Source organism: Sinorhizobium sp. 7-81 (assembly GCF_030124405.1).
Classification (GTDB): Bacteria; Pseudomonadota; Alphaproteobacteria; order Rhizobiales; family Rhizobiaceae; genus Sinorhizobium; species Sinorhizobium psoraleae.
Genome location: NZ_JASKLT010000007.1, coordinates 176,457 through 193,324, shown reverse-complemented (window position 1 = coordinate 193,324; position 16,868 = coordinate 176,457). Strand labels below are relative to the sequence as shown.

Below are 16,868 nucleotides of genomic sequence, written 5' to 3'. Positions count from 1 at the left end.
TTTCCGGGACGGGCCGGCCGGATTCAAACCCGCCGGTCCGTTTTTTTCTTTGTGCGAATGCACATGATTCAGCCCACCTGATTTTTGGCAGACTCGTCGCCCATTAGTTGATATCGTCAGTTGGACAACAGGAGGCATTTGTGATGATCAGAAATGTGCTTGTTGCGATCTTCGGCGCGTCGCTGTTGGCAGGGACATCCCACGCAGCAGACTTGACGGAGGCTCCAGCGCCCGCGCCGGTTGTCGAAGCAGCACCCACATTCGTCTGGACCGGCGGCTATGTCGGACTTCAAGGCGGCGGCGGATGGCTCAACAGCGATTTAAGCGTCCCCGGAGCAAGTGCCTCGGAAGACTTTAACGGCGGCCTCTTCGGCGCGTTCGCTGGTTACAATTACCAGCATGGTGACTGGGTCTTCGGCATCGAAGGGGATGTCACCTACAACTGGAACGACAAGACCTTCACAGTCTTCGGCGCGAATACGGAAGTCGGCACCGATGTCTCCGGATCGGTGCGCGGGCGCGTCGGCTACACGTTCAACGAAAAAGCCCTGCTCTACGCGACCGGCGGCTGGGCGGTGACCCGCGGCTTCGTCGATGTTGCTGGCGCTTCGGAGGAAAAGGAGACATTCAACGGCTGGACCATCGGAGCCGGCGTCGATTACGGCTTCACCAACAGTGTCTTCGGTCGGGCCGAGTATCGCTACAATGATTTCGGCGACAAGGATGTGGGTGGCGTCAATGTCGATCTCGACCAACACCAATTCACAGTCGGCGTCGGAGTGAAATTCTGACGCCTGCGATCGGCCCGATCAACACCCCCGGCTCTACTCTCCGGGGGTTTTTTCTGAGGAGAGACCACCTGCCGCGCGCAAGATGTCAAGCAATATTGCCCTATTGTTAAGGATAAACATGCGGGAATTCAAAGCGCTACAGCGATCTTTGCGCATCCGGTGAGACGCGGCGCTGGAGGAGCCACGCACGAAGGATGGAAAAACGGGAGGAGCAATGGGAAAGTTTCTCGAATTTCTGGGTGGCATCATCACGATCGGCACGCTCGCTTTGCTGGCGATGACGCTTATACCTTCTCTCGACATCAGGACCCTGCTGGCGGTGCTCCCCTGGGCGTTTCCGGCAATTGCTGGCGGCCTCATTCTGGTTGCCTTCGGCTCGATGCTCGATCACCTCGCCGCGATCCGCTCAGCCGCGGAAAAACAGGCGGACATCTTCCAGAAACTGCTCGACCGACGGGCTCCGCCAAAGGCCGAATAGGGGCGAAGGCCGCTAGCAACGACGCGGCTGTAGGCATGAACCTGAATTGTCGCGACAGGTCAGCGGCGATTTTCCGGCCCGGCGGGACCTTGCGGCCGCCGAACATCGATCTCTTCAGCCGCGCACTCGTCGCTTTCAACGCACTGCGGATCAAAGTGGATTCCGCGACCACAACGCCATGCGACATCGTTCGCGTGGCTCGAAATCCGAGTGCAGTCTTCGGTAGATTGAGGACGCCTTCAATTCTACTGGTTGAAAAATCCAACTGCTGGCTCCAATATTCACGGTGAGACGACCAACCTGAGGAGGGAGCCGCCATGAACAGAAATGTGGTTATCGGCATTATCGTTGTCGCGCTTATCGTCCTTGCCGTGATGTATCTGATGCCAGCAACCGGTCCACAGACAACCGAGACGGCTCCTGCTCCGACGACGACGGAACCAGCGCCACAGCAACCGGCAACGCCACAGCAACCCGCGACAACACAGTAAGCGTTCCTGCTCGCTGCGCTGAACGCAAAAGCGCCGCATCCCTTTGAGGCATGCGGCGCTGTGACACCTTTGAATCGCCGATCCGTGTTCAGCGAAACATATAGCAATCAGCGGCTTCGAGTACGCTCAGTAGTAAGGTGAGATACACTGCTGGCGAGGCCCGTAGTAAGGCTGGAAGCTGTTGTCGTATGCTTGGTAAGAACGATATCGGGCGTAGCACCAATCCACGTGGGCTCGGCTGAAGTCCCTATAGACGCGTCGCGGCGGCGGTGGTGCCGCGATTGCACCTCCAATGACCACGCCCGCTCCGAACGCTGCCAACGGATACCACCATCCGTCACTGTGCCGGCGATAGCCGTCGCGACGATAGCGATAACCACGATAACCGTTGTACCGACCGTAGCGAGGCCCGTCGTATCCGCGCCAGCCGTAACGCGGTCCACCGTGGTGCCATGGCCTGTGGTGGACCAAGTCAATGCCGCTCGAGTTGGACTGCGACACTGGCGCAAAGGGCATGGCCTGAGCCGGTGCATAGCTTGTAAATGCGGTGACAGCCGCAAGGATCAATGTGCCGATTTTCTTCATCGTATCACCGAATCTGTTTCCGATGAGGCGATCTTTCCTTGTGGCAACTGAACCGAGTATGAACGAGCGCGGCAGTGAAACCACATCGCGCACGAGATCAGTTGCGTCTCGATGGGGAAGTCTACAGACCACAAGAGAAGAACTTTGGCCGGACTTCTGGGGAGCAGAAACTGGTGCGCCTTGGATCTGCGTTGTTTCCGAGCCCGGCAATGTCGACTTGGTGAGGGGCGGGTATCCTTGTGCCCGACATTTGTGCATCAAGCCGGCTTGTCACGGAACATGACCTTCCCTGATCCGCTAGGGGATCAGGGAAAAATCACCGAACCAACCGGCGTCAGCCTATGCGAGGGCAGCCTGGGCGATTTGCAAAATACACGGTCGTGTATCGACCCCGGCGACCGACGCCGTCCACGACGACCTGTCTGCGCGTAATCGCCTCAATCTCGGGATCACGTAGCCCCAGCCTGTAGGCACGCCGAATAGCCTGCCGTTCGCTGCAGCCGCGATAAGGTCGATAATCGTCATCATACCGTCGGTCGCGCATCTGCACGTCAGGACCACCTGGGCCGATGTACAAGTCCAGAGACTGGGCCGGCGAAGCAGATGGCAGGGCCGCCAGGGCGCCGGCCATAATCAATCCGGTCGCGAGAACCTTGCCAATGTTCATGGCTTCTCCTCCATATCCTCATTTAAGTTGCCGCTAAACTGATACTTGAACGGTGCTGGAGCAGATAAAGTTCCAGAAAACCGCTGGCTCGACGAGAACATAATGGAAACATTTGTCGGTGTTGCCGTCGGCCATCGCGGACCGGGGGTTAGTTCTCGGATCATGCGCGAACGTGTGTGCGATGAATGATGGCCCGCTCGGGAACGCCGTGGGCGAGCGCGGCCGACCGACCATGGCTACTTGCCGGTTATGGACCGCCTGCCATCGATCCGACGACCACCATCACGACCGCGTCGACATCGATTTCGCCATCGACCGTGAGCTTGTCTCCGATGCGGCTGACACGCAGTTTCGAGGGATTCTCGGCCGCCTGCCGTTCAAGTTCTTCGACAACCGCGGCAATGGCCTTCGCCTCCAGATTGCCCTCATTCAGATTGCTGGTACCCATTTCCAGAAAACGCCTTCCTTGCGCTCGGGATAATGCTTGAACTCGCACTCGAATTGCCGGCCGTAAGACGCAGCCTCCGCCAATGCCGCCTGAGCCGGCGGATTCATTCCCGTACCGGGAGCGAACCAATCTTCGAGGAGATCATCAGGAACGTAGGTCCCTATCCTCAAAGGAAGACTGGCCAATACGAAGTCCATCTCTTTTGGTGGCGGCATGCGCTTCTCCTGACCGGTCTAACAAAGTTGCAGCCCGGAGGTTCCCAGCTTGGTCCTTCCGCACCGCGCGGCCATTCCTGTGGCAGATTAAACGTCAGCGGATCGTCCCCGCTCGCTCCCTGTTCAACGAGCTTACCAGAGCCCCCTGTAGCGCGCCAAGGGCAATGCTCCGACCTTGGCAAGGCTCGTGAACTGCGGCTGCACTGCGACAACGTTATATCGGACTTTAGTCCGGCGCCGGGCTGCGTTTGGACCTCCAAAGGTCCGACGCGCCGTGCCGCCAGGTGCGATATGGTTTGTCGACGATGTTGCGGCGACGATGCGCTGGCAAACGAATGTCGCCGACCACCTCACGACAGTTCGACGGGGATCTTTACTTATGGCTTTTTCGGACGCGGAATGGAGAGATCGCATTTCCAGTTTCGCTTGGGGAGCTATATCCAGCCCCGCATCGATTGTCCTTTATATTGCGGCTGCCATGCTGATCGCCGCACTTGCGAGCGCAGGAACAGGCATCCCTTCTTACGTGCTCGTAGCAGCAGCGGTTGTAATCGTGCTGTTCATCGACCCCCCGGAGAAAATAGCAAAACACAGGGAGCGGCGGCGGCGATAGTCGCGGTGGAGGTTCCGCTTTATCGGCGATGCGGCCGCCGATTCGAAGAAGGAACAGCTGATCAGAAGTGCCGCTTACCTGCTGGCGGAGATGCCTCGCGAGCGCGCGACGATGAAATCACCCACTGGATCGCGGGGACCACCAGCCGACGAGGGCGCAACAGCTCATGAACTTGCTGCGCTGTTCGGTTGGACGAGTACCAGAATGGCCGAAATCTACACGCGGAAAGCCGACAGAAAGAAAATGGCAAAGAGCGCTATGGATAAAATGGGCGCCCGCACCGAACCCAAGCAAGGGTAACTGATTACGCGGTCTTGGTTTGTCCATTTTGCCAAATCATGCATTGAAATCATTGAATAATTTTCAAGCTCTCCAAATCAACTTGGGCATCCCGCGGCATTTGATTTGGGCACATTCGGAAGCAAGCCAAAGAAAAACCCGCCGGAGCGGGTTTGCGGGATTGTTTGGCAGGTTTCGTCAGACCTCGTATCCTGCTCGAGCCAAGTCCGACCTTCTGTAGAAGCGAGCGACAGGTGCCTCGGGTTCGAAGATCGGCATGATGCCGGCATTCTCCAGGTCCACCTTGATCGCAGCCCGGTAGCCATGCCGGGCCTTGGTAATTGCCGTCAACGATACATAGGTCGCCTGAAACTCTGCCAGAGACTGCCGCTCAATAAACTTCACCTCCCGGCCATTTTCACGACGGAGGGTCCGCTGACGGAGATAACCGCGCTTGATCAAGTCCGCGACCGTGAACGTCGCCGTCCCAAGCTCGAGTTCCGCCTCCTTGAGCCGCATCAGTTCGTCGTCGCCCCCGGACAACGGACCGCCCTCGAAGAGCTTCAGGGCGTCCGATGCCACCCTAGCTCTCTGCAGAACGGGTGTCCTGCCGGCAACGACGAATGCCGCGAGGCTGCCTTCGAGGATCATGGCGACGAGTGTGTGAAACGGGCGATGCCATGAGCGGGCGGCCTTGCTGAGGGACATGTACCCCTCTTCACTCGCTACCGCCGTCATTTTCGCCGTCAGACGGTGCGTCAATTCCTCCACCGCTGCCTTGCGGACGCGGGTGTAAGCCCGTTCATCGTCTGACCGCGTTTCGACCTGCTCCAGGATGCCTGCGTTGAGAACGTCGTAAAGTCGTTCTTCCCGAAGTCCCAGCGCCGCCCCCGCCTCTTTGCTCGTCAGGGTATGGTTGGCGGCTTCCAGAATCGGCCGCAGGGCCACGGCATCGAAGTAGGTGCGGCTATCTGGGAGGCCATCTCGAAAATCGGGATCATTTGCCTTCATCAAAGCTCTGATCCGATCTTTGTTGATCCCATAGTCGGCATGCGCTGAGTTCACACAGTAGAGGTGCCGGGTGTGCACGGGCTTGAGGATGATTTGACCTTCCCCGAACGGCATGTTGCGCTCGAGGATGTCCTGCATGAGATCGATCACAGGACCATACGCTTCCTTCGCGGCGTTGCGTCGGAACCAATGCACCATCGGGCCAATTACGGATTCGACATACTGTGTCGTCGGTCGATTCCGATCGATAACCTCCGCAACAACACGCCGGATTTCGCCTTCTCCCTTTACGGCCAGGCTGAACCCCCATTCACGCAAATCAGTCTCGTCGTGCATCCATGCACGGACGTCGTGGAGGACCAGGAAATCACCGAGATAGCGAGAGAACTCGGCGGCGACGTGAGCCTCGAGCCTGTCGAGGAAGTCCTCTCCGCCTTCCATGAATACTCGGTCGTGCAGATACCGATTCAATCGCGGCTGACGGCTCGGAACAGGTGCTGCCGCGGCTTCCTCGATCAATTCGAGATTGGAATTCACGAACTGCGGGAAGTCGTGAACGTCATCAGCGGCGTCCACTGCCACCTCCGTCAGTCGGCAGCCGTGAACCGGGCATCCTTCAATACCGCGAATGGTCCACCACGCACGGCGATAGGCGCGGGACGCCAAGCGTCCCGCCTCCCTCTCTCGGTCTCCCAGCACGCATTTGGCGCAGAAGCGATGCATTCGGCCCGACCGCATGTCCTTGCTGAGGGTTGCACAGCCCATCTGCCACGTGCCGCCAGCCCCAGACGCCCGCACAGACAGTTTTTCCAGCGTAGCGACTGGCACCCCAGACCACTCGCAGACCAGCGACAGGGCATCCGTCTTGCCATGCACGATGGCGTTGGCGGTGGTGTCCGTATGGGCGAGGAACGCCCGCAACGACGGATATCCGTTGGCGGCGGCAAGACGGGCGACGAGATCGATCGCCGCCTCGTCGTCATGATGGGGAAGCGCTACAGGCAGAACCATCACTTGCCTCCCTTGCCAGCGCTGGCCAAGTCGGCCAGCGCGTTGCCGGGATCGATTTCACTCCAGCGCGCGGCGGTGAAGACGTTATCGCTCGGAAGGCACCCGCTGTCACGCTGGTAATTGTGGGCGAAGGCACGGCGGTCAACGGTCCCCTTGCCCTTGTGCATGACGAGGAAACACGCCGCCTGGACTGCCTCGATGATCTTCCCGTAGCACCCGCTGTTGGCGACGCACAGACGGCCGAGGAAGTCATCGGCGCGGAGTTCCTCGGAGAGGTTCAGGCCGCACTTACTTTCGACGATGTCCGTCAAGACCTGCCTGATGCTGGCATTGTCTCCGGGGAGGCTCAGCGGGATGAAGCGCATCACCATCGAACGGTTGGCCAACTGCTGATCGCCCGTGAGGAGCTCGGCGAGTTCTGGCATCCCGGAATAGATCGTATGCAACGGCCAGTCGTCGATCTGCATAAGGCTCTTGAGGCGATCCTGGACGTCGAGGATCGCGCGGCTGCGGCTGTGGCGCAGCAAGTGCTGGGCTTCGTCTACGTGGAGATAGATGATCCCGCGCTCGCGCAACTGGGCCTTCACGGTCGCGAAGAGCTGGCCTTCCGTCATCTTGGCCTTCGACGGAACTCCGATCGCATCCAGGATCGCCATGGCGAAGTCTTTCGTCGTGCACGGCTTCGGTGCCTCGATGCTCAGCAGAGGCCGCACGGTCTCGCCGAACTCGTTCTTCCACGGCTGAAATTCGGGGATGCGGCTGAAATGATGGCGCAACGCGAAGGACTTGCCACTGCCAGAGGCCCCGATGAGGAACAGGGCGCGCCGACGCGATCCTACGCCGCGGCGGCAAGCCTCCACATTGTCGACGAGGTCGCGCAGCATCGTGCCCAACCGAGTGTCGCGTGCGTGTTCGATGTAGCCGCTGTAGACCTCGGCCTTCTTGTCGGCGATTGCTTCGAATGCGATGACGTTCGTAGCGTTTTCCATTACTCAGTACTCCTCGTAGTAGTTGTCAGTGGTTTCGGTAGGCTTGGGTGCCTCGGCCGGCGTCTCATCGACATCGGCTTTCTGCTTTTTCTTCTTCCTCGCATCGCGCTCACGCTCTGCGTGGTATTCGGGGATCAGTCGGGAACCGGAGACCGATCCGTCGCGCAGGGGGTCTTCCGGCGTTTCGAATGCCTGGATCAGCTCTGGCGTGCTTGCCGAGCGGACAGCCTCCCAGGAACCGAACAGGTCATTTTCCAGGATCGCGTAGTGGCTCGCGTCCAAGTGCCGCGCGGTCAGGTTTGCCCGCAGCGCCGCAGCTTCCCCGCTCTTACGCAGGCGGTTGATGGCCCGGTACATCGCTTCCAGACCGGCTTCCGCCTCTGTAGCGTTCTGACGGCGGATATCGCGGCGGGCTGCAATCCACTCAGCCAGCGACACGGAACGGTCGAGGCCGACCATGTTCCGAACAACGAACCACCCCTTGTCGCCGCGAACGGCGATGTGTTCGAGGTTCTCGGGATCGACCTTGATCTCGAAAGCCATCTGGCCGTATTTCGTGCGCTGGCGGTGCAGTTCCTCGTTCCCGTAAGGCACTCCCATGAACGGGATGCCGTACTCCCCAATGCGACGCTCGTAGCGCTCACCGAAGATGTGGAGCATCTGCTCAGGGTCCTGGCTCGGGAATTCGATGCCGTGCTCCTGGACCGCTCTGATCCAGGCGTTGTGTGGCGTAGCCCCTCCGAGACCGCTATGCGGTTTGTTGTGGTAGATGTCGCAGATCGCGAAGGTGAACAGCCTGACGACCTCGTCCGCCTGCAGGCTGATATGATGCTCGGGGTTGTAGTCGCCCTTTTCGGCGATCGAACCGAACGTCCGACCTTCGAAGTAGCTGGCGATCAACGGGCCGATCGAGTGGAACAGGCTCTCGATGAAGGGGCGAGCCTTGGGATTGCCTGCCTGCGGACGGTTGAAGGTGATCCCAGCGGATCGCATCACGGCTTCCACGCGTCCGTTGGCAAACTCCTTGCCGTTGTCGCTGAAGACATCACGCGGCTGGACAAATGCGAACCACGGCGTCTCCGCGCCGACGAACTCCGAGATGTGGCGCTTGTCGGTCATGATCATGCGGATCGCAGCGACGGCGGAGACCGCATTGGGATTCAAGCTGGCGCGGAAGGCAAGGATGTAGCGGGTGGCGACATCGATTGCGGCCACAAACCAGATGCGCTTGCCTTCGATTGCTGCCCGATACGCAGGCGGAAGCATCGCCCACATGCCGGTTTCGACGAAGAGGGACATGAGGTCGACGTTCCAGAAGTCGATCTCGATGCGCTCCCCGACACTGAGTGCGTTGATACCCCTCTTGGCAATGCCAAAGTGCTTGAGAGCCGACGCGCGGCCATGGCGGCCGTCCCACTTATCGAAGGCATCGAACTTGGAGATGATCGACTCGAATTTGCTTCGCGTGATCTTCAGAAGCTTGCGCGGGCGGTCGGCGTTTTCTTTCGCCAGTGCCTCTTGGTAATTGCGATACACCTGCGCCATGGAAGGCTTGAGCGGCGAAATGTAGCCGCGCGCCGCTTCGTAGGCAAAGGCGAGCGAATCATTGTCCGCCGCTCTCAGATGGAAGCCAGGCCCATGATGACGGTGAACGATCCCGAGGACCTGCTCGCCGCTCTCGTGATAGCGCTTGTAGTCGCGGCGGAACGTCTTCACCGACGGCGTCGGGAATGCCTGCACTTCAACCATCTGGTCGGCGCGGGTTTCGCCTTCTTCCTCAAGGCCCAGCATTTCCGCCAGGATTTCCTTGCGCCAGCCGCGGAGCTTCGCCTCGAACGTTTCCTTCGACCATCGCGGCTTCTTTCCCAGCTTTTGGCGTTCCGCATCGAACCGCTCGATGAGCTTTTCACGGAACAACGCGAGGGCGCGCGGCTTGCCCACGATGTCCTCAAACGTCTGCTCACCGAAGATCGCCCGGAGCTTCTGGCTCTCGGGGGTGTTGTGCTTGTAGCGAATCTTCGCGGCTCCGCTGGCGAGCCGCGCGTAGATGTCGCGATGGGGGATGAACACCTCGTGTTCACCGTCGTTTTCGTTGCGGAAGCGGTAGCCGTCCGCGTCACGGTGCAAGGGCAACCAATTGACGTTTTGGTCGGAGTAGCGGTCGTCGCGACCCATGTTGACGATCGCGTAGTTGAAGACGTGCGGAAGGGGGAAGGCATGCGTCATGGCAGGCTCCATTTAGGGCAACGGAAGGAAGGTGTGGCGTGGGTTACCGCCGGACCATCAACACGGTCAGGTCGTCGATCGGTCCCGGCGTTTCAGGCACCAGGACCCCGTCGTCGATCAGCAGAAGGATCGCTGTCCGGCGGGCAGCACGGTCGCAGCAGTTGCGAAGCAAACCTCCGAAGCGGAAGTAACCGCTCAGGGTCTGAACGATCGCCAGGGCGCGTTCATACTCGTCCTCGTCGCGCATACGACGGGCACGCATGATGCGCATGGCGTTCTCATAGGCACCATAGGTCGCCTCGCGCTCCGTCATGAGGCGGATGTCATGGACAGCCCCCGCGGTCATGGTGCCGTTCTTGTTCTTGCGCAGGAAGCCTTCGGCCTTGATGCGCGCCATGAGGTCCCGCATCGCCGCCGTTTTGCGGGCGTGCTTCACTGGAACCGCAACCGTGTGGCCATCTTCGAAGACGACACAGTAGTCGCAGATGTGCTCGCACCAGATGCCCTCGGCATCTCGGTAGAGAAGGACGGGATACTGAGAGTAGATCGCCTTCACGTCCTTGCGGAGCTGCAGGTACGTGGAGACACGACGCTCGAGATCGCTCTCGTGATAGAGAACGGTGTTGCGGAAGACCGATGACCCGCGGAGCGTCTTGGCGTGCGTCGCAGGCGGTTTGCGGACCGCATGCGTGGCAACCGGCTCGTTCCAGAAGGTGGTCTTAGTCGTCGTTCCTACGACGATTCCGCGTTATTCCCCCGTCCCCGGCTTCGGGCGAGCCGATCTCAGCCATGCGATTGGCCTGGCCGAAAGTGCGCTGATGCTTGATGGCGGGCAGGCTCAGAAAACCGAGGCCTGCGCGTTCGAGCTTAATGTGGCGGGAAACCTGACGTGCGAAATGCATGGAGCCCTCCTTGGCTAGGAACACGACGACACATACAAACGTGGGCAACCAGCGGACCAAATGGTCCAGCTAATTACTTGGTCTGTATGCATATCCGGTTCATGCCTGGCTCCTTTGCGGTCAGTGACCGTGCTCATATAGATTCCGCCGGCGCTGCATAGAGGGTCGGCGCGGGAATCCAGGCGAATCGTGCACCGATCTGGTGCACTTCGTGCGCTAGGGTAACTGGAGTACTAACGGATTGGGGTCTTCGAAATCGGAGTCTTGAATTAGGACAGACGACAGTCTGACCCAGCCCCGATCAGGGCGTCGTATTATTTGACGAGCCCATCCCCAAGCCGTCGGCCTGGAGCTGTGGCCAGATATGATGTGTCTCGCGATACGCATAACAACCTCGCGGAAGGACTGACACTCGCTAACTGAAAAGAACGGATAGTGAACAAACTTGGAAATGTCAAGTGGGGAAGCTCAAAGGAATTTTACAGCCACGGGCAGCAGGACATGACATGGAGACCAGCCGTTCCCGGCGCGTCTGTCGCCTTAGCTTTCCATTACTAATTTTGGGTTGTAAGTGAAACGACGAGGTCGACATTATGTGGCCTCATGCGCGATGAGGCCGAGATTGGACAAGAACAAGAACCTTCGCGATTTTTTCGCGGCCCCCGTCAATCAAACCACACGTGAGCGAATATTCTTCAGCCGCTTGTCCTTTGACCTGAAGATCGCCGCGGCACGAAACGGATATCACCTGCATCTATACGAACCGGACGTTGATCGCGATGGGTTCGATATAGTCGTGGAAGACGAGGACGTGTCTCGTTGGTTTCAGACGAAGGCAGTTCTGGCCACGGCCGCCACGACAAGCTGGGATATCAACGCAGGCCTGCTGTGGCCCACTATCGACGTAGGCGAAAAGTATGGTCGCGCGCCAGTTGAAGGAGGCAGAGGGGGCGGCGTCATCCTTATAGAAATAGACGATACCGCTCAAACGGGGGATGTAGTCTATTCGTATACGGATTACGACATAATCACTGCAATCGCCGAAGGTTTTTTGACGGAGCAGATCGCAGTTAAAACGGGTCCAGGTCGCCCGTACAAGCCTGCCCGACTCGAAGCGACAGAAACGCTCAAGCTCATCCACGCTTCGGACAGAGACAAAAAGGTATGGGTATCGCGAAAGCTCTTCGTCGAAATGAGCTCGGCCGACGCCTTGCTAGCCGCGATGGGTATGAGAACCGATAACAATTATGGCATCTACACCATAAGGAATAGCTTCCGACAGGTGATGATAGACGATACTGGAAATTCAGCTGCGAATACCGACCTCGACCTCGTCAGTGCGCTGAACTACCACATGGCGATTTTAGCTGGATACCAACCGACGGCGACCGCGGCTAAACCCGCACGATTCAAACCGTTCACCTGGGTTAAGTAGCTCCATCAGGCTAAACCAGTTGCCTGAGGAAATAGGCGTTGGGAAGAAATGCCCAAATCAAATCCAGCGAAATGACCCGATCAGCCAGCGCAGGGACAAACCAAACCCGCGAAATCAGTAACGACTAATAAAATCAATTACTTGCAAGAGTGTTTGGCGACCCCTGCAGGATTCGAACCTGCGACAACCTGCTTAGAAGGCAGGTGCTCTATCCAACTGAGCTAAGGGGCCGTTGGGCGTCGCCCTCTCGCGGACTTCCAAGGAACCTCAATGGGTCCAGGGCTGCATCCGGTTGAAACGGAAATTGTCCGAATAGGACACATTCTTGCGCGTCGAATCCTTCGGCGCAATCACACGGTAATCGATGCCGTTGCGTTCGGCGTAGGCGATGGCCTGTTCTGCACTTTCGAAGGTGAGACGCAGTTGCTGGCGCATATCGCCGGAGCTTGTGTATCCCATGATCGGATCAATGGTACGCGGCTTTTCCTGATCGAACTCCAGCACCCACAGATTCGTCTTGGCCTTGCCGGATTGCATGGCTGTCTTTGCGGGACGATAGATCTTCGCGGACATTGTTTCGAACGGCTCCCGTTTACCCATCGCAGCGCTGCGCCTTTCTCAGACGCCAACGATCGCTGAAACACTTTGATTTGCTGCATGATTCCTGAGTCTAAATCGATTCCGATTAAGGAATTATGCAGCAGCCCAGCGGGCTTTCGCCCGCGCCTCGTGTCTTCCCTTAGCGCAGATTGATCCAAAACGGAATGACCAATGAATCGAAAATGAGGCTTTTCCGACAGCATGCGTGCCGCATCGAAAACTCGCTCCCGACACGGTGATTCGGCTGCTTGCGTACGGCCGGAACCGGAGCGTCGGAGAACTTACTATTGCGGCACCGCACCACAAATTCGGCCGCGGCGGCGAGAAGAAGAAGAAAATAAATCAGGAAATTAAGTGGTCGGAGTGGAGAGATTCGAACTCCCGACCCTCTGGTCCCAAACCAGATGCGCTACCAGACTGCGCTACACTCCGTGCCAACGAGGCCCGGAGATACACGCTTCGCCTCGTGCCTGCAACATGAATTTTTGTGCCCAGTTGAAGGGCACGGGGAGACCCGACGCACTCAGTTCGCGGCCGGAATCCGGGAGCCTTCGAGCCGGTCGCCAGGTTTTACGCCGAGTCGCCTCACGGTTCCGGCGTTGAGTTCGAGCACGAATGCCACCGGTTCACCCGAATCGATGATCGCCTCGGACAACGGCACCGCATTCTCGTGAATCGTGCGAACCGTTCCATCGCGGGCGACGAAGAGCATGTCCAGCGGCAGGTAAGTATTCTTCATCCACATCATCACCCGGCGCGTCTCTCCAAAATCGAACAGCATGCCGTGATCCGGCGCCATCTGTCGGCGATACATCAGCCCCTGCTCGCGTTGGGCCGGATCGACCGCGAGTTCAACCGTCAGATCGCGGGGGCCGGCGCCTGTCAGGAGGCGGAGCTTGTCGCGGGCAAAGGAAATGTCGGCGGCGACTGCGGAGACGAGCAGCGACAACAAAAAAAGCGCCGTGACAGCGCTTCTTGCAAAAATGCGGGGAGACGGGATCATCAGTGGGACCGGCTGGTTGGCGTCGGGCCGTCCGGATGAATCTCCGCAGCCATGAGACCCTTTTCGCCGTCGCCGAAGCGCACCAGAACCACCTGCCCGGGCCGTAACTCCGTGAGCCCAAAGCGACGCAGCGTCTCCATATGCACGAAGATGTCTTCGGTGCCCTCGCCGCGCGTCAGGAAGCCAAAGCCTTTGGTGCGGTTGAACCACTTGACGAGCACTCGTTCCAAGCCGCTGGTCGGCGTGACCTGAACATGCGTTCTGACCGGCGGAAGCTGCGACGGGTGAACGGCGGTCGACTGATCCATGGAAAGAATGCGGAAAGCCTGGTATCCGCGGTCCCGTTTCTGAACAAGAGCGACGACGCGCGCACCCTCCAGAACCGTTTGATAGCCGTCGCGCCGCAGACAGGTCACGTGCAACAAAACGTCCTGCATGCCGTTGTCAGGTACGATGAACCCGAAGCCCTTCGCTACGTCGAACCACTTGATAACGCCGGTAATTTCGATGAGGTCAAGGGCGTCATTGCCAAAGTCGTCATTGTGGATGACGTCTTTCGAAGATGTTCTATCCGCCATTCTCCCAGCCCCTCGTTTACGCGCAACTCTTGATACGGTTAACTGATTCTTATTGACCAGAATAACATCGTCCCGCCGCGCATGCGCAAGTCCCACGACATATTTTGGCCGGGGTCATTTATGGGGACGCAGCCTTGCCTCTGGCTTGCTGCAGGTTAAGTATACGCCATATTCTCAGAAACAGGGACAACCCAATGCGCTATCTGCACACGATGGTTCGTGTAAAAGACCTGGACCAGGCTCTGCACTTCTATTGCACGCTCTTCGGCCTCAAGGAAATACGCCGGTACGAAAACGAAAAAGGCCGATTCACGCTCGTCTTCCTTGCCGCGCCCGGCGACCTCGACCGGGCGAACGACGAACGCTCCCCCTGCCTCGAACTCACCTACAACTGGGACACGGAGGACTACAGCGGTGGTCGCAACTTCGGTCATCTCGCCTATGAAGTGGACGACATCTACGGCTTCTGCCAACACCTGATGGACAATGGCGTCACCATCAACCGTCCGCCCCGCGACGGACACATGGCTTTTGTGCGCTCGCCCGACGGAATTTCGATCGAGATCCTGCAAAAGGGCGAGAGCCTGCCCGCGCAGGAACCTTGGGCATCCATGGGCAATACCGGCAGCTGGTAAGCTCCGCGCAATTCCGGCCGACTAGCGTCTGAACCGTGCCAGCGGTTCGACCGTGTGGCACGACACAAGGCAAGGCCTGAACATCGACGAGCGGTCTTAAGGCCCGGCCAGATGCCGGGCCTTCGCATATCTATTGTGAAGGTGCAAAAGGTTAGCCCAGGTTTACAAATTGCGCGAGGTTCATTAACTTTGCGCACCAGACGTTGAAATGGGGTTCTGCTTCGCAACCAGTTGCGCGTCAAAGCCCTTTACTTGGCCTGACCTTTCCCGTGGCGAGCTTTATGCTCGCCGCGAGGAAAATGAGTTGTTTGTTCTGGGGCGATGTTTCGGAACTGAGACTTAATGCATGCGCGAGGGGGAAAGCCTCGAGCGTGCACGGAGAGCGGGGATAAGACGTTGCAACATCTGGAGGCGAAGTGCGCGTTCCTGACATTCGGGCGCGCGGCGGCATTATCCGTATCATTGTTCGCATTGGCAGGTTGCATGTCGTCGGCTGGCGACGAGACAACGGCTTCACTGAAACCGCAGCAATCGACGACACCGTCGCAGACCGCCGAGGCCGAAGGTGACGCCGGCGAAGCAGAGCTTGCGGCCAGCTCCGCCAGCGGGGCGCAGCAGGCGCCGGGCGACGCTGCCCAGACCGGTCCAGAGGCGACACAGCAAGCGTTGACGATGCAGGGCACCGGCCTGCGCGCCACATCGGCCAGCATTTATGGACAAAACCCCACCGCCACGGCTGAGGGCCAAAACGACGCCGACGCAGCGGCTGTTGCAGCGCCCGGTAACGGTGTCCTGCCCCAACCAACGGCGGTCAATGCGACAACCAACAGCCTCTTCAGCAACGGGCAAACCATGGCCGAACCGGCCGCCCCTTCCCAACAGGGCGCAAGCAATGAAGCGCCGACTGAAGCGCAGACCGTTGCAGAAACGGCAGCGAGCGGACCTGCGACAGCGGAAGGGAACGACATTCCGGTCGCCGTTCCGTTGCCGCTCAGCGCACAGGCGGCGTTGTCCGGCAAGATGCCGGCCGAGCTTCAGCCGGTAGAAGTTGCCTCGGTGGACCCAGCGGCGCTTCAGCAAGCGAATCCCAATCAGCCTGTCGATCCAGAGAGAAAAGAGAGCGAGACGCAGGAAACGAGCAAGACCTGGACGCTCGCGAGCCTCTTTGCTCCGAAGCGGAAGGAGAAGCCGCGCTCCGACGGCGAACGCACCGCCCGGCTGAGCGAGAAGAAAACGATCACAGCCAGCAATGCGCGCCAGCCACAGGTTGCCTCCCTCGCCTACGCGTCGTTGCCTGGCGTCAACATGAATCCCCTGTTCAGCATGGAGCATGAAGCTCACGTTGCCGATGAGGAGGACGCACCCGTCGAAACGGCGGCGCTATCCGGGCTTGCGCGTCTCGCGCCGAACGGCCTCATCCTGCAAACAGAGAGAGTGGAAACCGGCTGCTTCAAGCCCGAGCTTCTCGAGATGTTGAAGACGGTCGAGAGGCACTACGGCCGCAAGGTAATGGTGACGTCCGGGCTCCGGGCGATCAAGGTCAACCGGAAACGCCAATCTCTCCACACGCAGTGCGCGGCGGCCGACATACAGGTCAAGGGTGTCAACAAATGGGAGCTCGCGAGTTTCCTGCGCAGCATTCCGGGTCGCGGCGGTGTCGGCACCTACTGCCACACGGAATCGGTCCACATCGACATCGGTCCTGAGCGGGACTGGAACTGGCGCTGCCGCAGACGTAAAGGCTAACCTTAGCGCCCGAAGAAAGCCCGTTCGATCGCATTGTCATTTTTTTGAGAAAAATGAATTTAGCCGCTTGCGGGAATCCGAAGCGCTCTCTATAAGCCACCTCGTCTTGGGCGCCCATCGTCTAGCGGTCTAGGACGCCGCCCTTTCACGGCGGAAACACGGGTT

At 59.0% G+C, this 16,868-nt stretch carries 18 protein-coding genes and 2 tRNA genes; 7 read left to right on the top strand and 13 right to left on the bottom strand.

Annotated features, from left to right (window positions below):
- Positions 1 to 143: 143 nt before the first annotated feature.
- The 3 genes from QN224_RS22630 to QN224_RS22620 all read left to right on the top strand — a co-directional run bounded on the left by QN224_RS22630 (position 144) and on the right by QN224_RS22620 (position 1,760).
- A complete protein-coding gene (locus tag QN224_RS22630; RefSeq protein ID WP_173512793.1) occupies positions 144 to 791 on the top strand; it encodes an outer membrane protein in 648 nt (215 codons plus the stop codon).
- Between the two features lie 214 nt (positions 792 to 1,005).
- The gene (locus tag QN224_RS22625) at positions 1,006 to 1,269 is read left to right on the top strand and encodes a hypothetical protein (RefSeq protein WP_173512792.1); all 264 of its coding nucleotides are present in this window, start codon (positions 1,006 to 1,008) and stop codon (positions 1,267 to 1,269) included.
- 317 nt (positions 1,270 to 1,586) lie between these two features.
- Positions 1,587 to 1,760 carry a hypothetical protein gene (locus QN224_RS22620; RefSeq protein WP_173512791.1) on the top strand — a complete coding sequence of 58 codons (174 nt, stop codon included), beginning with the start codon at positions 1,587 to 1,589 and terminating at the stop codon, positions 1,758 to 1,760.
- Between the two features lie 126 nt (positions 1,761 to 1,886).
- Here QN224_RS22620 and QN224_RS22615 read toward each other — a convergent pair whose 3' ends face one another.
- The 8 genes from QN224_RS22615 to QN224_RS22585 all read right to left on the bottom strand — a co-directional run bounded on the left by QN224_RS22615 (position 1,887) and on the right by QN224_RS22585 (position 10,360).
- Positions 1,887 to 2,345 carry a BA14K family protein gene (locus tag QN224_RS22615; RefSeq protein ID WP_283978447.1) on the bottom strand — a complete coding sequence of 153 codons (459 nt, stop codon included), beginning with the start codon at positions 2,343 to 2,345 and terminating at the stop codon, positions 1,887 to 1,889.
- 334 nt (positions 2,346 to 2,679) lie between these two features.
- Positions 2,680 to 3,012, bottom strand: a complete 333-nt coding sequence (locus QN224_RS33915; protein WP_173512789.1) for a hypothetical protein — start codon at positions 3,010 to 3,012, stop codon at positions 2,680 to 2,682.
- Positions 3,013 to 3,259: 247 nt separating this feature from the next.
- The gene (locus tag QN224_RS22610) at positions 3,260 to 3,460 is read right to left on the bottom strand and encodes a hypothetical protein (RefSeq protein WP_283978446.1); all 201 of its coding nucleotides are present in this window, start codon (positions 3,458 to 3,460) and stop codon (positions 3,260 to 3,262) included.
- Positions 3,442 to 3,675 carry a hypothetical protein gene (locus QN224_RS22605; RefSeq protein ID WP_173512787.1) on the bottom strand — a complete coding sequence of 78 codons (234 nt, stop codon included), beginning with the start codon at positions 3,673 to 3,675 and terminating at the stop codon, positions 3,442 to 3,444. The genes QN224_RS22610 and QN224_RS22605 overlap by 19 nt, the downstream gene beginning before the upstream one ends.
- A gap of 1,090 nt (positions 3,676 to 4,765) precedes the next feature.
- Positions 4,766 to 6,589 (bottom strand): TniQ family protein, encoded by a 1,824-nt coding sequence (locus tag QN224_RS22600; RefSeq protein WP_283978445.1) that lies wholly within the window; start codon positions 6,587 to 6,589, stop codon positions 4,766 to 4,768.
- On the bottom strand, positions 6,589 to 7,578 hold the full coding sequence (locus QN224_RS22595) for an ATP-binding protein (protein WP_283978444.1): 990 nt from the start codon (positions 7,576 to 7,578) through the stop codon (positions 6,589 to 6,591). The genes QN224_RS22600 and QN224_RS22595 overlap by 1 nt, the downstream gene beginning before the upstream one ends.
- 3 nt (positions 7,579 to 7,581) lie before the next feature.
- Positions 7,582 to 9,804, bottom strand: a complete 2,223-nt coding sequence (locus QN224_RS22590; protein WP_283978443.1) for a Mu transposase C-terminal domain-containing protein — start codon at positions 9,802 to 9,804, stop codon at positions 7,582 to 7,584.
- Positions 9,805 to 9,847: 43 nt separating this feature from the next.
- A complete protein-coding gene (locus QN224_RS22585) occupies positions 9,848 to 10,360 on the bottom strand; it encodes a hypothetical protein (protein ID WP_283978442.1) in 513 nt (170 codons plus the stop codon).
- Positions 10,361 to 10,493: 133 nt separating this feature from the next.
- Here QN224_RS22585 and QN224_RS22580 point away from each other — a divergent pair, with 133 nt between their 5' ends.
- The gene (locus QN224_RS22580) at positions 10,494 to 10,724 is read left to right on the top strand and encodes a hypothetical protein (RefSeq protein WP_283978441.1); all 231 of its coding nucleotides are present in this window, start codon (positions 10,494 to 10,496) and stop codon (positions 10,722 to 10,724) included.
- A gap of 604 nt (positions 10,725 to 11,328) precedes the next feature.
- Entirely contained in the window at positions 11,329 to 12,141 is an 813-nt protein-coding gene (locus QN224_RS22575) for a hypothetical protein (protein WP_283978440.1), read from the top strand.
- 154 nt (positions 12,142 to 12,295) lie between these two features.
- Here QN224_RS22575 and QN224_RS22570 read toward each other — a convergent pair.
- The 5 genes from QN224_RS22570 to QN224_RS22550 all read right to left on the bottom strand — a co-directional run bounded on the left by QN224_RS22570 (position 12,296) and on the right by QN224_RS22550 (position 14,322).
- Positions 12,296 to 12,372 (bottom strand) — tRNA-Arg (locus tag QN224_RS22570).
- Positions 12,373 to 12,408: 36 nt separating this feature from the next.
- Complete coding sequence (locus tag QN224_RS22565; protein ID WP_283978439.1) at positions 12,409 to 12,714, bottom strand: ETC complex I subunit; 306 nt, start codon at positions 12,712 to 12,714, stop codon at positions 12,409 to 12,411.
- Positions 12,715 to 13,096: 382 nt separating this feature from the next.
- Positions 13,097 to 13,173 (bottom strand) — tRNA-Pro (locus tag QN224_RS22560).
- Between the two features lie 91 nt (positions 13,174 to 13,264).
- Positions 13,265 to 13,744, bottom strand: coding sequence for a DUF192 domain-containing protein (locus QN224_RS22555; protein WP_269275985.1), 480 nt, complete (start codon positions 13,742 to 13,744; stop codon positions 13,265 to 13,267).
- Positions 13,744 to 14,322, bottom strand: a complete 579-nt coding sequence (locus QN224_RS22550) for a cold-shock protein (RefSeq protein WP_173512784.1) — start codon at positions 14,320 to 14,322, stop codon at positions 13,744 to 13,746. Before QN224_RS22550 ends, QN224_RS22555 begins: the two co-directional genes overlap by 1 nt.
- Positions 14,323 to 14,516: 194 nt before the next feature.
- On the opposite strand from QN224_RS22550, the gene QN224_RS22545 reads away from it, so the two are divergent.
- The gene (locus QN224_RS22545) at positions 14,517 to 14,957 is read left to right on the top strand and encodes a VOC family protein (protein WP_283978438.1); all 441 of its coding nucleotides are present in this window, start codon (positions 14,517 to 14,519) and stop codon (positions 14,955 to 14,957) included.
- A gap of 396 nt (positions 14,958 to 15,353) precedes the next feature.
- The gene (locus QN224_RS22540) at positions 15,354 to 16,703 is read left to right on the top strand and encodes a D-Ala-D-Ala carboxypeptidase family metallohydrolase (RefSeq protein ID WP_283978437.1); all 1,350 of its coding nucleotides are present in this window, start codon (positions 15,354 to 15,356) and stop codon (positions 16,701 to 16,703) included.
- Positions 16,704 to 16,868: the final 165 nt, after the last annotated feature.

Bases quoted from the DNA above. Each gene is read 5' to 3' on its own strand.
- QN224_RS33915 (WP_173512789.1), bottom strand. From the start codon at position 3,012: ATGAACATTGGCAAGGTTCTCGCGACCGGATTGATTATGGCCGGCGCC.
- QN224_RS22565 (WP_283978439.1), bottom strand. From the start codon at position 12,714: ATGTCCGCGAAGATCTATCGTCCCGCAAAGACAGCCATGCAATCCGGC.
- QN224_RS22545 (WP_283978438.1), top strand. From the start codon at position 14,517: ATGCGCTATCTGCACACGATGGTTCGTGTAAAAGACCTGGACCAGGCT.
- QN224_RS22555 (WP_269275985.1), bottom strand. From the start codon at position 13,744: ATGATCCCGTCTCCCCGCATTTTTGCAAGAAGCGCTGTCACGGCGCTT.
- QN224_RS22630 (WP_173512793.1), top strand. From the start codon at position 144: ATGATCAGAAATGTGCTTGTTGCGATCTTCGGCGCGTCGCTGTTGGCA.
- QN224_RS22605 (WP_173512787.1), bottom strand. From the start codon at position 3,675: ATGCCGCCACCAAAAGAGATGGACTTCGTATTGGCCAGTCTTCCTTTG.
- QN224_RS22610 (WP_283978446.1), bottom strand. From the start codon at position 3,460: ATGGGTACCAGCAATCTGAATGAGGGCAATCTGGAGGCGAAGGCCATT.
- QN224_RS22595 (WP_283978444.1), bottom strand. From the start codon at position 7,578: ATGGAAAACGCTACGAACGTCATCGCATTCGAAGCAATCGCCGACAAG.
- QN224_RS22590 (WP_283978443.1), bottom strand. From the start codon at position 9,804: ATGACGCATGCCTTCCCCCTTCCGCACGTCTTCAACTACGCGATCGTC.
- QN224_RS22600 (WP_283978445.1), bottom strand. From the start codon at position 6,589: ATGGTTCTGCCTGTAGCGCTTCCCCATCATGACGACGAGGCGGCGATC.
- QN224_RS22625 (WP_173512792.1), top strand. From the start codon at position 1,006: ATGGGAAAGTTTCTCGAATTTCTGGGTGGCATCATCACGATCGGCACG.
- QN224_RS22615 (WP_283978447.1), bottom strand. From the start codon at position 2,345: ATGAAGAAAATCGGCACATTGATCCTTGCGGCTGTCACCGCATTTACA.
- QN224_RS22550 (WP_173512784.1), bottom strand. From the start codon at position 14,322: ATGGCGGATAGAACATCTTCGAAAGACGTCATCCACAATGACGACTTT.
- QN224_RS22620 (WP_173512791.1), top strand. From the start codon at position 1,587: ATGAACAGAAATGTGGTTATCGGCATTATCGTTGTCGCGCTTATCGTC.